The 14,173-nt window shown below is 61.6% G+C and carries 13 protein-coding genes; 6 read left to right on the forward strand and 7 right to left on the reverse strand.

Annotated features, from left to right (window positions below; all coding sequences use genetic code 11):
* The first annotated feature begins 65 nt into the window (after nucleotides 1-65).
* The 4 genes from PspS04_RS07760 to PspS04_RS07775 all read left to right on the forward strand — a co-directional run bounded on the left by PspS04_RS07760 (nucleotide 66) and on the right by PspS04_RS07775 (nucleotide 3,779).
* Nucleotides 66-542 (forward strand): PaaI family thioesterase, encoded by a 477-nt coding sequence (locus tag PspS04_RS07760; protein ID WP_159994450.1) that lies wholly within the window; start codon nucleotides 66-68, stop codon nucleotides 540-542.
* The gene (locus PspS04_RS07765) at nucleotides 539-991 is read left to right on the forward strand and encodes a PaaI family thioesterase (RefSeq protein ID WP_095167548.1); all 453 of its coding nucleotides are present in this window, start codon (nucleotides 539-541) and stop codon (nucleotides 989-991) included. Before PspS04_RS07760 ends, PspS04_RS07765 begins: the two co-directional genes overlap by 4 nt.
* 88 nt (nucleotides 992-1,079) lie before the next feature.
* The gene (htpG, locus tag PspS04_RS07770) at nucleotides 1,080-2,984 is read left to right on the forward strand and encodes a molecular chaperone HtpG (RefSeq protein WP_159994452.1); all 1,905 of its coding nucleotides are present in this window, start codon (nucleotides 1,080-1,082) and stop codon (nucleotides 2,982-2,984) included.
* Nucleotides 2,985-3,050: 66 nt separating this feature from the next.
* A complete protein-coding gene (locus PspS04_RS07775; protein WP_159994454.1) occupies nucleotides 3,051-3,779 on the forward strand; it encodes a dienelactone hydrolase family protein in 729 nt (242 codons plus the stop codon).
* A 198-nt stretch (nucleotides 3,780-3,977) separates the two neighbouring features.
* Here PspS04_RS07775 and PspS04_RS07780 read toward each other — a convergent pair whose 3' ends face one another.
* Nucleotides 3,978-4,850 (reverse strand): pirin family protein, encoded by an 873-nt coding sequence (locus PspS04_RS07780; RefSeq protein ID WP_159994456.1) that lies wholly within the window; start codon nucleotides 4,848-4,850, stop codon nucleotides 3,978-3,980.
* Nucleotides 4,851-4,912: 62 nt separating this feature from the next.
* On the reverse strand, nucleotides 4,913-5,329 hold the full coding sequence (locus PspS04_RS07785; RefSeq protein ID WP_095167553.1) for an OsmC family protein: 417 nt from the start codon (nucleotides 5,327-5,329) through the stop codon (nucleotides 4,913-4,915).
* Between the two features lie 146 nt (nucleotides 5,330-5,475).
* On the opposite strand from PspS04_RS07785, the gene PspS04_RS07790 reads away from it, so the two are divergent.
* Nucleotides 5,476-6,495, forward strand: a complete 1,020-nt coding sequence (locus PspS04_RS07790) for an amidohydrolase family protein (RefSeq protein ID WP_237234966.1) — start codon at nucleotides 5,476-5,478, stop codon at nucleotides 6,493-6,495.
* A 70-nt stretch (nucleotides 6,496-6,565) separates the two neighbouring features.
* Entirely contained in the window at nucleotides 6,566-7,030 is a 465-nt protein-coding gene (locus PspS04_RS07795; RefSeq protein WP_095167555.1) for a DUF3859 domain-containing protein, read from the forward strand.
* Nucleotides 7,031-7,100: 70 nt separating this feature from the next.
* Here the strand turns inward: PspS04_RS07795 and fabB are convergent, their stop codons facing one another.
* The 5 genes from fabB to PspS04_RS07820 all read right to left on the reverse strand — a co-directional run bounded on the left by fabB (nucleotide 7,101) and on the right by PspS04_RS07820 (nucleotide 14,045).
* On the reverse strand, nucleotides 7,101-8,321 hold the full coding sequence (gene fabB / locus PspS04_RS07800) for a beta-ketoacyl-ACP synthase I (protein WP_095167556.1): 1,221 nt from the start codon (nucleotides 8,319-8,321) through the stop codon (nucleotides 7,101-7,103).
* 11 nt (nucleotides 8,322-8,332) lie between these two features.
* Nucleotides 8,333-8,848: a 3-hydroxyacyl-[acyl-carrier-protein] dehydratase FabA gene (fabA, locus tag PspS04_RS07805; RefSeq protein ID WP_010211704.1), complete on the reverse strand. Its 516-nt coding sequence runs from the start codon at nucleotides 8,846-8,848 to the stop codon at nucleotides 8,333-8,335.
* 247 nt (nucleotides 8,849-9,095) lie between these two features.
* Nucleotides 9,096-10,994: an ATP-binding protein gene (locus PspS04_RS07810; protein ID WP_095167558.1), complete on the reverse strand. Its 1,899-nt coding sequence runs from the start codon at nucleotides 10,992-10,994 to the stop codon at nucleotides 9,096-9,098.
* Nucleotides 10,991-11,920, reverse strand: coding sequence for an ABC transporter substrate-binding protein (locus tag PspS04_RS07815; RefSeq protein WP_237234967.1), 930 nt, complete (start codon nucleotides 11,918-11,920; stop codon nucleotides 10,991-10,993). The genes PspS04_RS07810 and PspS04_RS07815 overlap by 4 nt, the downstream gene beginning before the upstream one ends.
* 1 nt (nucleotide 11,921) lies before the next feature.
* Nucleotides 11,922-14,045 (reverse strand): TonB-dependent receptor plug domain-containing protein, encoded by a 2,124-nt coding sequence (locus tag PspS04_RS07820; protein ID WP_159994458.1) that lies wholly within the window; start codon nucleotides 14,043-14,045, stop codon nucleotides 11,922-11,924.
* Nucleotides 14,046-14,173 lie beyond the last annotated feature (128 nt).

The following is a 14,173-nucleotide window of genomic DNA, read 5'->3' on the forward strand; positions in this document are numbered from 1 at the left end:
CTTGTGGGAACTTTTCCTTACGTCCATAACAGCTAAGCAACAACACTAATCAGAGCCTATAGCGAATGTCGGATAACCCCATTTTTGAGCGTGCGATGCGCTTTTTATCGGCCCTGCGTCATTGTCAGGTCCTCGGTTTGCATGTGCACAGCGCCAGCCAGGACGGTATGACCATCACCTTGCCCTACAGCCCGCAGATCGTCGGTAATCCGCAGACCGGGGTGATTCACGGTGGCGCCATTACCTCCCTGATGGACACCGCCTGCGGCATGGCCACCCTGTGTGTGCTGCCGGAGTTCGAAGTGTGCCCGACCCTCGACCTGCGCATCGACTACATGCACCCGGCCGAACCCCACAAGGATGTGTACGGCTTTGCCCAGTGCTACCGGGTGACCACCGATGTGATCTTTACCCGCGGCTTTGCCTATCAGGACGATCCGCAGCAGCCAATCGCCCATGTAGTCGGGACGTTCATGCGCATGGGCAAAGGGATCAAGGGCACCAAGGGCTTCGGCGGTTCGATGAGTGGTGGGCAACAATGAACGATGACTTCAAGACCCAATTGCAGCAGGCCCACGAGCGTGGCGACTATGCCTCGCTGCTGCACCTGATCCCGTACGCCAAGCTGATTGGCGTCGAATGCTCGCGCCTGGGCGATGAGTTGCTGTTTCGCCTGCCGGCGAACAAGGACAACATTGGCAACCCGCTATTGCCGGCAATTCACGGCGGGGTGATTGCGGGTTTCATGGAGCTGGCTGCAGCCCTGCACCTGGTGGTGTTCACCGGCTCGCCGGGAGTGCCGAAGATCATCGACTTTTCCCTCGACTACCTGCGTGCCGGGCAGTTTCGCGATACCTATGCCAAATGCCAGGTGTGTCGGCAGGGGCGGCGCGTCGCCAACGTGGCGATAACCGCGTGGCAGAGCACTGAAGCCGAACCGATTGCCACGGCGCGGGCGCATTTCAAGATCGAGGAAACACCCAGCCCTTGAAATCCTCGGTGGCGCCCCCAACTTGAATGACATCCCGCCGCCACCCTTCAGGGCGCGGCCACTGCCATCCAATCGGAGTTTGATGACCATGAGCGTGGAAACTCAAAAGGAAACCCTGGGCTTCCAGACCGAGGTAAAGCAACTGCTGCACCTGATGATCCATTCGCTGTACTCCAACAAGGAAATTTTCCTTCGCGAACTCATCTCCAACGCCTCTGACGCTGTCGACAAATTACGTTTCGAAGCCCTGTCCAAGCCTGAGTTGCTGGAAGGCGGCGCGGAACTGAAAATCCGTGTGAGCTTCGACAAAGACGCCAAGACCGTCACCCTCGAAGACAACGGCATCGGTATGAGCCGCGAAGATGCGATCACGCATCTGGGCACCATCGCCAAGTCCGGCACTGCTGATTTCATGAAACACCTGACGGGCGACCAGAAGAAAGATTCGCACCTGATCGGTCAATTCGGCGTGGGTTTCTACTCCGCGTTCATCGTTGCCGACCAGGTTGAAGTGTTCAGCCGTCGTGCCGGCCTCGCCGCAAGCGAAGGCGTGCACTGGTCGTCCAAGGGCGAAGGCGATTTTGAAGTCGCGACCATTGAAAAAGCCGATCGCGGTACCCGTATCGTCCTGCACCTGAAATCCGCTGAAGACGAGTTCGCCGATGGCTGGCGCCTGCGCAACATCATCAAGAAGTACTCCGACCACATCGCGCTGCCGATCGAACTGCCGAAAGAAGTCACGGCGGCCGAAGGTGAAGAGCCGCCTGCGGTTGAATGGGAAACCATCAACCGTGCCAGCGCGCTGTGGACACGTCCGCGTACCGAGATTAAGGACGAGGAATACCAGGAGTTCTACAAACACATCGCCCACGATTTCGAGAATCCGCTGAGCTGGAGCCACAACAAGGTCGAAGGCAAGCTGGAATACAGCTCCTTGCTCTACGTGCCGGCCCGTGCTCCGTTCGACCTGTACCAGCGTGAAGCGCCTAAAGGCCTGAAGCTGTACGTGCAGCGGGTGTTCGTCATGGACCAGGCGGAGTCGTTCCTGCCGCTGTACCTGCGTTTCGTCAAGGGTGTGGTCGATTCCAACGACCTGTCGCTGAACGTGTCGCGGGAAATCCTGCAGAAAGACCCGATCATCGATTCGATGAAGTCGGCGCTGACCAAGCGCGTGCTGGATATGCTGGAAAAACTGGCGAAGAACGATCCTGAGCAATACAAAGGCTTCTGGAAAAACTTCGGCCAGGTGATGAAAGAAGGCCCGGCCGAAGATTTCGCCAACAAAGAGAAGATCGCTGGCCTGCTGCGCTTTGCCTCTACCCAGGGTGAAGAGGGCGAGCAAGTGGTTTCCCTGGCCGAGTACCTGGCACGCGCCAAGGAAGGCCAGGACAAGATCTACTACCTGACCGGCGAAACCTACGCACAGGTCAAGAACAGCCCGCACCTGGAAGTCTTCCGCAAGAAAGGCATCGAAGTGCTGCTGCTGACCGATCGCATCGACGAGTGGTTGATGAGCTACCTCAGCGATTTCGACGGCAAGAGCTTTGTCGACGTGGCGCGTGGCGACCTGGACCTGGGTAACCTGGATTCGGCCGAGGACAAGCAAGCAGCGGAAGAAGTCGCCAAGTCCAAGGAAGGCCTGGTTGAGCGTCTGAAAACCGCGCTGGGCGACGCTGTTGCCGAGGTGCGGGTTTCCCATCGCCTGACCGATTCGCCGGCGATCCTGGCCATCGGTGAGCAGGACCTGGGCCTGCAGATGCGTCAGATCCTTGAAGCCAGCGGGCAGAAGGTTCCGGACTCCAAGCCGATCTTCGAATTCAACCCGGCTCACCCGCTGATCGAGAAGCTCGACGCGGAGCAGAGTGACGAGCGGTTCGGTGATCTGTCGCACATCCTGTTCGATCAGGCGGCCCTGGCGGCCGGCGACAGTCTCAAGGATCCGGCCGCTTATGTGCGCCGGCTGAACAAGCTGCTGGTTGAGCTGTCGGTGTAAACAGGTTGTAGAAAAACCCGCTTCGGCGGGTTTTTTCCTTCTGGCGTTTATTGACGGGAGTGAGTCATGAGTCAAATCACTGTGCGTTCCGTGGTCTATCAGATTGATGGCCAGCCATACGAAAGTCGCCTGGCGTTCGATGCCGCTCACTCAGGTCCGCGTCCGGGCCTGTTGATGGCGCCGAACTGGATGGGCGTTGGTGCGGGTGCCGAGGAGATTGCCAAGGCGGTCGCGGCCAAGGGCTATGTGGTGCTGATTGCCGACCTCTATGGTCAGGCGGTTCGACCGCAGGACAACGATCAGGCGGGGGCGGCGATGATGCCGCTGAAGAATGACCGGCCGTTGCTGCGCAAGCGTATGCAGGTGGCGTTCGAGCAGTTGCAGGGCCAGGGTGAGGCGGCGGTCGATGTGTCTCGGCTGGCGACGTTCGGTTTCTGCTTTGGCGGCTGCTGTGCGTTGGAGTTTGCCCGCACGGGGGCGCCGGTGAAGGCGACTGTGTCGTTCCACGGTACGCTGGATACGCCGGATGCCAGCGATGCGAAGAGCATCAAGGGCTCGGTGTTGGTGCTGCACGGGGCGTCTGACCCGTTGGTGCCCAAGGAGCAGTTGCCGGCCTTCGAGGCCGAGATGAATGCAGCGGGTGTGGATTGGCAGTTGTTGAGTTATGGCGGGGCCTTTCACTCGTTTACCGATCGGCATGCCAATGTGCCGGGCATGATGATGTATGACGCCAAGGTGGCGGGGCGGGCCTTCAGGTCGATGCATGATTTGTTGGATGAGGTGTTTGCGGGGTAGGGGATTGGGGGCATCGCCCTCCGGGTGGATCAAGATCAAAAGCCAGGGCACGGCGACCTACCCGTCGGCCTGCTTTCCCGCGCTGGAATATCTCTGTGGGAGCGGGCTTGCCCGCGATGGCGGCTTGCTCCACACCAAAGCTCTCGGTGTAACCCCCCAATCCTCTCGCAGCGCATCCCACAAAAAAACCTGCCCGCCTCAGCCTTTGCCTTTGGGTAACTCAATTCTCTCGCTTTCCCCCGGAACACTTGGCCAGTCACCTGCTGCCCAGCGCCGGCGCGCTTCTTCGATGGCGCTCGGGTCGCTGGCAACGAAGTTCCAGTTGATCCGGCGTGGGCCGTCCATGGGGGCGCCGCCGAAGAGGATGGCGTGACAGTCGCTCTCGGCGAACAGGGTCATTGTTTCGCCGCTTGGCAGGATCACCAGCGAGTGGGGTTCGATGGGCTGGTCGTTGAGCTGGGCGTCGCCGCTGAGGACGTAGAGCGCGCGTTCTGTGTGTTCGGTGGGGATCAGCAGGGTGGTCGCGGTTTGCAGTTGCAGTTCCGCGTACAGGGTCGGGGAGAGTATGGGGACCGGGGACTCAAGGCAGAAACCGGTGCCGGCGATCATGCGGATTTTTACTCCCAGGTTATCGCTGACCGGCAGGCTGGCGGCCGGGTGGTGGCTGTAGTGGCCTGGGCCTTGTTCGTGTTCCTTGGGCGAGGCCAGCCAGATTTGCAGGCCGTGCATGCTGAAGTCCTGGTCCCACAGCTCGGCGGGCGTGCGTTCGACGTGGGCGATGGCGCGGCCGGCGGTCATCCAGCTGACGTCACCGGCCTGGACGAGTTGCTCGGAGCCCAGGCTGTCCTTGTGCAGGAGTTGGCCTTCGAACAGGTAGGTCAGGGTCGACAGGCCGATGTGCGGGTGTTGGCGGATGTTCATGCCGTGGCCGGCCGGGTAGCGGGTGTGGAGCATGTGGTCGAAAAACACGAAAGGCCCGACGCTGCGGCATTTGGCCGAGGGCAGCGGGCGCAGGATCGGCTGGCCTTCGACCTCTTCGGGGCGCGGGCGGATCACGAGCGGTGCGGTCATGGGGCATTCCAGGCTGTACGAAAGATGCCGTTGAGCATAACCCGCACAGCCGGCACTTGCCGCTATTGGCTGAAGGCGCCTTCGGAAAGGTGGGTTTCGATGCTCACTTCGCTGGTGGTCATCAGCTTATGGATCGGGCAGCGATCGGCCACCCGGTGCAGTTCGTCACGCTGGGCATCGGTGAGCACGCCCTTGAGGGTCAGCTTGACGTGCAGGGCGTACTTGCCTTTCTGCTCTTCGCTGTTGTCGTGCTTGACCTCGACCGTGACGCCGGTCAGCGGGATGCCTTTTTTCTGCGCGTACAGCTTCAGGGTCAGCGCCTTGCACGCCCCGAGAGCGGCGTCGAAGTAGTCGTGGGGCTCAGGCGCGGAGCCTTCGCCGCCTGCGGATACCGGGACATCGGCAAACAGTTCATGCTCATCGATCTGCACGCTGTGGCGAAAACCTTCACTGGATTCAGTATTGACGGTAATGGTCATGGGTTACCTCTCTGGCAGTGGGAGACGACGGAAAAACACCCTGCAGTTATAGAGCATTCGCGCAATCAGGCGTTCCACTTTCTTTATCGCTGAACCCTTGGGCGTGGCGCGGGGTCTATCCTGTTCATCTGTTGGGGAGTGCGCGCGTGTCTTTGAAACCCTGGAATACTGCCTGGTTGCTGGTGCTGCTCAGCGGGCTGGCGGACGCCCGTGAGTACGCCTATAGCGATGCACACCTGCACTATGTGGATTTTTTCCAGGAAACCGCCGGCATGCCGAAGCTGCTCAAGGCGATGGCGGACAATCGCATTGAGCATGTGATGATTTCCGGGGTCCCGGTGGCGAAGAAGTGGCATGAAGACGAGCCCAAGCGCCCGCGCTATTACGCCGGGGATGATGCCGATGCCTACTGGTACAGCGCCACTGATGTGATTGTCGCCGCCGCGGTGAACAAGCTGACCCCCGAACAGCGCCAACAGTTTCATCCGTTCCTCTCAGGCTTCAATCCCAATGACAAGAACTCTGAGGCGCATATCCAACGCATGCTCGACCTCAATCCCGGCTTGTGGCAGGGCATAGGCGAGGTGTTTACCCGGCATGACGACTTGACCGCCCTGACCTCCGGCGACACGCCGCGAGCGAACAACGAGGCCATGACGCGGATTTACCACCTGGCGGCGGAGAACGACTTGCCGGTGCTGGTGCATTCCAACATCACTTCCAAGCGCGAGAAAAACCCGCTGTACCTGGCCGAGATCGAAGAGCCGCTGCGCAATCATCCCCATACCCGGTTTATCTGGGCGCACGCTGGCACCAGCCTGGAAATCCATCGGCATCAAACCCAGCTGGATTTCCTGCTGCCGACCCTGACGCGGCTGCTCGAAGCGTACCCCAATCTGTTCATCGACCTGTCCTGGAGCGTGCTCACGCCTTATCTGCTGGATGAGGCGGGGCAACCTCGCCCGGAATGGGTAAGCCTGGTGACGCGCTTCCCTGAGCGTTTCATGCTGGGTTCCGACGTGGTCGGGCGCTTCAAGACCCTGGGCAAACAGATGCACGGCTTTACCCCCTTTCTTGATGCCTTGCCGCCCGAGGTCGCGCGTCGGGTGGCGCGAGACAACTTCCTGGCGGTCCTGCCGCGTACGGTGACGCAAGGGGCGCGCTGAGTGGCGGTTTGTCATCAGCCTGTCACCCGGGTGTCATACCCTCGCGCCCATCTCAATCAAGGAGCGCGATATGTCCCTCACTCGTTTATCTGCATTGGCGGCGCTGATGCTGCTCAGCGGCCTGGCCAGCGCCGAGGTCAGCGTGCAAGGTCCAGTGGAATATGGTGTGTTCGAAGGGGCCAAGGCCGATCTGCAGTCAGGGGAGCGGGTGTTGCGGCGCAGCAACGAGTCGATCCGCCAGACCGAAACGGTGCCAGCCAAGTTGGGCACCAAGTTCGGTATCCGCTATCAGTTGGCCGGCAAGGCGGTCGAGGGGCAGCCGCTGACGTTGCTGTACTTTACCCCGGGCATTCGCACCCCCGACGGTGTGCGTCACGACAAACTGGAGGTGGTCCAGAAGCTGCTGCCGGGTGCCCCGCAGGATGTGATGGCCTATGAATTCACCGAGAGCCACGAAGTGGTGCCGGGCGAATGGCGCTTCATGGTGTTCCAAGGCGATCGTTTGCTGACGCAGCAAAGTTTCACCGTGCGCTAAGCAGCAATCGCAGACAAAAAAACGCCCCGAACCAGTCGGGGCGTTTTTTATGCGGCGGTGCGGCGGGGTATTACTTACCCTGCCAGCGCTGCAGGACCAGGGTGGCGTTGGTGCCGCCGAAGCCGAAGCTGTTGCTCATCACGGTGTTGAAGGCTACGTCTTCACGGGTCTTGGTCAGGATTGGCATGTCGGCCACTTCCGGATCCAGCTCGTCGATGTTGGCCGAACCGGCCATGAAGTTGCCTTCCATCATCAGCATGCAGTAGATCGCTTCGTGAACGCCGGCGGCGCCCAGGGAGTGACCCGACAGGCTCTTGGTGGAGCTGATGGCCGGTGCCTTGGCGCCGAACACTTCACGCACACCTTTCATTTCCATGACGTCGCCGACCGGAGTCGAGGTGCCGTGGGTGTTCAGGTAGTCGATCGGTGCATCAACGGTGGACATCGCCATCTGCATGCAGCGGATAGCGCCTTCGCCGCTTGGTGCGACCATGTCGTAGCCGTCGGAAGTCGCGCCGTAGCCGACGATTTCCGCGTAGATCTTCGCGCCACGGGCCAGAGCGTGCTCCAGCTCCTCAACCACGACCATGCCGCCACCGCCGGCGATGACAAAACCGTCACGCTTGGCGTCGTAGGCACGGGAGGCTTTTTCCGGGGTTTCGTTGTACTGGCTGGACAGTGCGCCCATGGCGTCGAACAGGAACGATTGGCTCCAATGCTCTTCTTCACCGCCGCCGGCGAACACGATGTCCTGCTTGCCCATCTGGATCTGTTCCATGGCGGTACCGATGCAGTGAGCACTGGTGGCGCAGGCAGAAGCGATGGAGTAGTTCAGGCCCTTGATCTTGAACGGAGTGGCCAGGCACGCGGAAACGGTGCTGCTCATGGTCCGCGTCACGCGGTATGGGCCGACGCGCTTGACGCCTTTCTCGCGCAGGATATCCAGCGCTTCCATCTGGTTCAGGGTCGATGCGCCACCGGAGCCGGCGATCAGGCCGGTACGCGGGTTGGACACTTGCTCTTCGGTCAGGCCGGAGTCAGTGATGGCGTCTTTCATGGCCAGGTAGGCGTAAGCCGCCGCGTGGCCGACGAAGCGATAGATCTTGCGATCGATCAGTTCTTCGAGGGGCAGGTCAATGGAGCCGGAAACCTGGCTACGCAGACCCATTTCGGCATATTCCGGGTTGAACCGGATGCCAGGGCGGCTTGCACGCAGGTTAGCGGAGACGGTCTCTTTGTCATTGCCCAGGCACGAAACGATGCCTAGACCAGTGATAACGACGCGGCGCATGCGGATAACCCTTAGAAGTTGTCAGTGGAGGTGAAAACGCCGACCCGAAGGCCTTCGGCGGTGTAGATCTCGCGGCCGTCAACGCTGACCGAACCATCGGCGATGGCCAGGTTCAGTTTGCCTTTGAGTACACGCTTGATCTGAATGTTGTAGGTGACTTTCTTGGCGGTCGGCAGGACCTGGCCAAAGAACTTCACTTCGCCCGAACCCAGGGCACGGCCGCGGCCTGGCAGGCCTTGCCAGCCGAGGAAGAAGCCGACCAGTTGCCACATGGCGTCGAGGCCCAGGCAGCCCGGCATCACCGGATCACCTTCGAAGTGGCAGGCGAAGAACCACAGGTCCGGAGTGATATCCAGCTCTGCGACCAATTCACCTTTGCCGTACTTGCCACCCTCTTCGCTGATATGGGTGATGCGATCCACCATCAACATGTTCGGGGCGGGCAGTTGCGCGTTACCTGGGCCGAACAGCTCACCGCGACTGCAGCGCAGCAGGTCTTCCCGAGTAAAGGCGTTTTGTTTGGTCATGCGAGCTCCTCAATAGTCCCATGCGGCAGGTGGGGCAAATCTTCCCGGCCGATCAAAGCATTCATGCCTTGAACCGGCAGCCTACTCATAGACTATTGCGTTGTGGTGAAAGTCACAGGACAAGGGACATGAATGTACACTTGTGCACTGAAATTATTATTCAAGCCCAAAATCGAGCCTGTCGAGGTGACTAAGACTGCCGCACTTTCGGTTTTCGCGCCAGTCGCAGATGCTCGATTAGGCGGTACTACTGCAGCCAACGCTGGAGAATTTGCTGCAGATCAGTACGTTTGAAAGGCTTGGCCAGGTAATCGTTCATTCCCGCCGCCAGGCAGGCCTCGCGGTCACCCTGCAAGGCGTTGGCCGTCAGGGCGATGATCGGTACTTCGCTGCAGCCGGGCAGTTGCCGGATCTGCCGCGTGGCTTCGTAGCCGTCGATGATCGGCAGCCGGCAATCCATCAGGATCGCCTCGAAAATCAGGCTCTCGGCGCTGCGAACCGCCTGCGCGCCGTCGGTGGCGACGCTGACGGTGAAGCCCAGGCTGCGTAGCATGGCCTCGATCACGGTCTGGTTGACCGGGTTGTCCTCCACCAGCAACACATTGCGCCCTTCGCCATTGCCGCTCGGCACCCGCGCGGCAGGCGCCGGTGTGGGCAAGGTCTGGCGCGACAAGGCCAGGGGCATTTCCAGGGTAAAGACCGAGCCCTGGCCTTCCACGCTTTGCGCGCGCAGTGTGCCCCCCATGCGTTCGGCCAGGGTGCGGGCGATCGGCAGTCCCAGGCCGGTACCGCCATAACGCCTTGAAATCGAACTGTCGGCCTGCTGGAAGGCGTTGAACATCTGCTCCAGGTTGTCCGGGGAGATGCCGATGCCGCTGTCGCGCACCGTGCAGGTAAACCACAGCAGTTCGTGGTCCAGCGACTGCCACTGCGCCTGGATTGACACCTGGCCGTGCTCGGTGAATTTCAGGGCATTGCCGATCAGGTTGACCAGGATCTGCCGGATACGTGTCGGATCGCCCTGCACGTTCAGGGCCGGCATGCCGTCGGCCAATTGCAGCTGCAGGTTCAGGCCGCGTTGCTGCGCACTGTGGGCGAACGCCTGGGCGCAACTGTTGATCAGGTCGGCGAGGTTGAACGGGATGTGCTCCAGTTCCAGGGGGGCTCGTTCGATGCGCGAGAAATCCAGAATGTCGTTGATCACCTTGAGCAAATGCTCGGTGGACTCCGACGCCAATGCGGCGTACTCGACTTGCTCGTCGGTCATCTGGGTGGTTTCCAGAAGCTGCAACATGCCCAGCACGCCATTCATGGGGGTGCGCAGTTCGTGGCTCATCATCGCCAGGAAGTCGGATTTGGCGCTGTTGGCCTTCTCCGCCTCTTCACGGGTCTGGATCAGTTGCGCCATGGCCTGCTGCTGTTCACGGCTGGCGTGCTCCAGGCCATCGGCCAGGTTGTTGATATGCCGCGACAGGCTGCCCAACTCCGCATCGTCGACGATCGGCAGCGGGGTGCTGTAGTCGCCTTGTTGGATGGCCTTCACCGCGTTGCCCATGGCACTGATGGGTTCCGACAGGCTGGCGGCCAGGCGCCGGGCCAGGAGGAAGGTAAAGAGCAGGGCGAATAGCGCCAGGATGCCCGCCTTGAGGACGATCTCCTGTTGGCGCTGACTGAAGGCATCGTTGGACATGCCAACGATCACCCGCCCCAGATAGTCTTCAGTGATGCCGCTGGGCGGGGGCGCGGCCTGCAGGAAGTCGTCATTGAGCTGGATGCGTTGCAGGCGCACCGGTGCCTGGAATACCTCGATCTGCTGTGGCTGTCCGCGGGAAAGCGACGGTTGCTCGACGTACACCAGAACGTTGTTGGCACTGTCCTGGACCTGCAGGAAACGCACGTGAGGGGTGGCCAGCGTGGCCTTCATCAGGCTCTCGAGCACCTCCTTGTTGCCGGAAATCACCCCATATTCGGTGGCCGGGGCCAGTTGATTGGCCACCAGTTGGCCGGTGTGATTGAGTTCCTGGCGCAAGTCCTGGATGCGCACGAAGGTAAAGAAGCTGATCAGCAGCAGGGTCAGCAGCAGGGCCGGGCCGAGGCTGATGACCTGGGTGCGAGTATTGATGCCCCAGTGGCGGCGGAAGGTCATGGCCAGGTGTCTCCTTCGGCCAACTGGATAGCCACCGCCACGGGGTCGATCTGTTCAAGGCCCAGGGAGCGCGCGACTTGCGGGTTGCTGGCGACCTTGAAGCGCGTGGGGTAGAGGCTGCGGGGCCAACTGGCCGGCGGACGGTCGAGCAACTCGTCGAGGATCGCCAGCCAGTCACTCTGGTCGCTGTAGCTGCTGGCCAGGCTGCCGGCCTTGACGAACCCGGCATTCGGTCCGATCAGCGCCCGTTGCTGGCCATAGCTACTGAGCAACAGGTTTTTTGCGGTTTTCGGGTTGTACAGTTCGGGGTCGTCGAGACCTAGCAGCACGTCGCTGTTTTTCAGTAGCGTTTGCAGGGGCCGGCTGTCACTGGTGTTGTCCCAGCGCTCGGCGACGACTTCCATGCCCAGGCGATGGGCGGCGCCGTGCAGCTCCTTGAGCAGGAACTCGCTGTCCTTGCCGAACAACACGCCAATGCGCCTGGCTTGCGGCAGCAGGCTACGGGTCAGGCGCAACTGGCGGCTGAGCGGTGGATCACTCCACAGCAGGCTCAGGTGCAGAGGACGGGTGTCGCCCACGCGTTGATTGGCTTGCAGACGGCTGATCCGCAGCACCAGGGTGGGAGGGCCTTGATGGTCTTGCAGGCGCCAGTCGAGGCTGGCCAGGTCGAGCAGAATCAGGCGGGTGGTACAGGGGATGCGGGCGGGCGGCGGCAACTCGCGCAATGGCATGAAGCGCACAGTGTCTTTGGGCCGCTGCTGGGCCAGGGCCTGGGTAAAGGCCTGCACGCCGGGACTGTCTTCGGCCCCCGTCAGGAGGATATCGGCTGCCCGCACGGGGAGGGCGGCCAGGCAGCCGAGCAGCAGCAGCCCCAGGCAACGAAGCAGGTGGTTCAGCAGGCTGGTCGACATACGCGCAAGAACCATCTCAGAACACCAGCTCGGCGCTGAAGTACAGCACGTGGCGTGAGTCGTAGTAATTGTCGGCGAAGGTGTTGGGCTGATTGTCCAGGCGTTGTTGCAGGGTGCCGGCCAGCTCCAGGCTGGCCTTGCCCAGGGCGATGCGTTTGGCCAGGCGCGAGTCGAGCCGTTCGAAACGGTAGCCATTGAGGGCGTCGTCGCCGTAGTAGAACAGCGCGCTGTTCCAGCCGTTGCCCCAATCGCGCAGCCAGCCGGCGGAGCCACTGTTGCGCGCGGTCAATTGCTGGTCCTGGGGGCTGCTGGCCTCGGCGTCGACATAGGCGTAGGTCAGGCGCAATCGGTCGACAGCACTCAGGCGCCAGTCGAGCTGGGTTTCCGTACCTTGAAAGCGAGCGGTGTTGGAATTGCTGGCAATGAACTGATTGTTGCGCAGCGACTCGCTGATCATCCCGGTGATCTCGTCGTGGAACAGCTTGACGTCGAGGTTCAGGCCCAACTGGGCGAAATAGCCGTTGTAGCCGAGTTCGCGCGAGCGCATGTGTTCCTGCTCGAGATCGCCGGGACCGCGGGTCTTGACGAAATAACGGGCGTTGGGCCTGCCGTAGGCCGTGGGGTTGAGCCCGGTCACCCGATAGCTCCAGTTGACGTTGTTCTCGAACATGTCGGGCGAGCGCACGGCTTCGGAGTACACCGCGCGCAGGCCATGGCGCGGGTTGATCAGGTAGTTGATCGCGAAGCGCGGGGTCAGCGAGTCACCGATCAAACGGGTTTTTTCGTACATTGCACCGCCCTGCAGTAGCCAGTGCTCGGTGGCACGCCACTCCAACTGGCCGAACAGGCGCGAGGTGGTGTCATCGAGGGTGCCATTGAAGTAGGTCTCGGAGTCGGCCCGGTCGTAACGATAGTTCAAGCCGCTGACCAGGCGCAGACTATCGGACAGGCTCAGGGTGTCCTGCAGTTCCAGGTCGTAGCGCGATTCCCGGGTGCTTTGGTCGATGTTGCCGCAGACGGTCCGGTTGGCGCCGCCTCGCCACTGCGCCAGGGCCTGGTTGGCCAGTGCCTCCTGCTCTGGCGTCGAGCTCGGGGCACCGCTGGCGGTGAAGCTGTCCATGTTGCGCGCCAGGCGCTCGGTGTAGTTCGGGTCCAGTTGCCAGAGCTCCGCCAGTTGCGGGCTGAACGATATTTCGGCATCACAGGCGCGCCAGGTTTGCTGGCGATCCCAGTGCTGCGCCGTGCCCTGGACATAGAGGCTGTGCTCGGGGTTCAGGTCGAGGTTCCAGCGCAGGGAGGTGGAATAATTCTTGGCGCTCACGTCGGAATTGTTTCCGGCGGCGGTAATCCCGGGGAATACCGGACGGTAGGTATAGGGCCGCTGATTGCTGCCGTCCTTGGCGTTGAGCTGCCAGTCGAGGCTGTGCTGCTCGTCGAGTGTCTGGCTGATGGCCAGGTTGACCCGGTCCAGGCGCCGGCTGTCGTGGTAGTCCGCACCCCGCTGGTCGGAGTCGAAGCCGTCGTCTTCCTGGCCCGACAACGACAGGCGCAGGTCGCCACTGCCCCAGCCGGTGCCGTGGCTGGCGTACCAGTCATTGATCCCGCGCTGGCCGCGGGTGACTTTGACCCGTGTGCCATGGCTGTTGGCCGGGGCGCGGGTAATGATGTTGACCACGGCCATCAGCGCGTTGGCGCCGTAGCTGACGGTGTTGGGCCCGCGAAACACCTCGATGCGCTCAACGTCTTCCAGCGCTACCGCGATATCGCTCCAGTCCACCGTTGCCAGGCCGGCGCGGTACACCGAGCGCCCATCGATCAGTACTTGCATGCGCCGCGCCTGACTGGCATTGCTGCCGTGGTAGTTGACCACCGCCTGGTTGCCGTTGATGTTGCCCACCATCATCCCCGGTACCAGCCGCAACAGCTCGCTGATGTCCCGCGCGCCGCTGGCCTTGATCAGTTCGCTGTCGAGCACGCTCATGCTGCCCGGCACGGCGGCGGGCGACTGTTTGAGTCGGGTGGCGGTCAGCACTTGTGGCAGCGGCAGGTTTTCCAGGAACAGGTCATCGGCCAGCAAGGTGTCGCTGAACAGCAACGCCAGGGCCAGCGAAGAATGGAGGGGGGAGGGACCAGCAACCACGGAACAGCCTTGATACCGTTTGGATGGGGCGCATGTTAACCGAGCTGGTCGAGTTTTCCAGTCACGATGTCAGCGTTTTCCTTCGTTTTGTTGTCTAGCGTCCTACTGATGTCGGTAATTGTTCGTGG

Origin of the sequence: Pseudomonas sp. S04, from assembly GCF_009834545.1 — a bacterium.
In the GTDB taxonomy this organism is placed as follows: domain Bacteria; phylum Pseudomonadota; class Gammaproteobacteria; order Pseudomonadales; family Pseudomonadaceae; genus Aquipseudomonas.

What these genes read in the sequence shown, in the direction of transcription:
- PspS04_RS07760 (WP_159994450.1), top strand. Translation starts at nt 66, where the DNA reads ATGTCGGATAACCCCATTTTTGAGCGTGCGATGCGCTTTTTATCGGCC.
- PspS04_RS07765 (WP_095167548.1), top strand. Translation starts at nt 539, where the DNA reads ATGAACGATGACTTCAAGACCCAATTGCAGCAGGCCCACGAGCGTGGC.
- htpG (WP_159994452.1), top strand. Translation starts at nt 1,080, where the DNA reads ATGAGCGTGGAAACTCAAAAGGAAACCCTGGGCTTCCAGACCGAGGTA.
- PspS04_RS07775 (WP_159994454.1), top strand. Translation starts at nt 3,051, where the DNA reads ATGAGTCAAATCACTGTGCGTTCCGTGGTCTATCAGATTGATGGCCAG.
- PspS04_RS07780 (WP_159994456.1), bottom strand. Translation starts at nt 4,850, where the DNA reads ATGACCGCACCGCTCGTGATCCGCCCGCGCCCCGAAGAGGTCGAAGGC.
- PspS04_RS07785 (WP_095167553.1), bottom strand. Translation starts at nt 5,329, where the DNA reads ATGACCATTACCGTCAATACTGAATCCAGTGAAGGTTTTCGCCACAGC.
- PspS04_RS07795 (WP_095167555.1), top strand. Translation starts at nt 6,566, where the DNA reads ATGTCCCTCACTCGTTTATCTGCATTGGCGGCGCTGATGCTGCTCAGC.
- fabB (WP_095167556.1), bottom strand. Translation starts at nt 8,321, where the DNA reads ATGCGCCGCGTCGTTATCACTGGTCTAGGCATCGTTTCGTGCCTGGGC.
- fabA (WP_010211704.1), bottom strand. Translation starts at nt 8,848, where the DNA reads ATGACCAAACAAAACGCCTTTACTCGGGAAGACCTGCTGCGCTGCAGT.
- PspS04_RS07810 (WP_095167558.1), bottom strand. Translation starts at nt 10,994, where the DNA reads ATGACCTTCCGCCGCCACTGGGGCATCAATACTCGCACCCAGGTCATC.
- PspS04_RS07815 (WP_237234967.1), bottom strand. Translation starts at nt 11,920, where the DNA reads ATGGTTCTTGCGCGTATGTCGACCAGCCTGCTGAACCACCTGCTTCGT.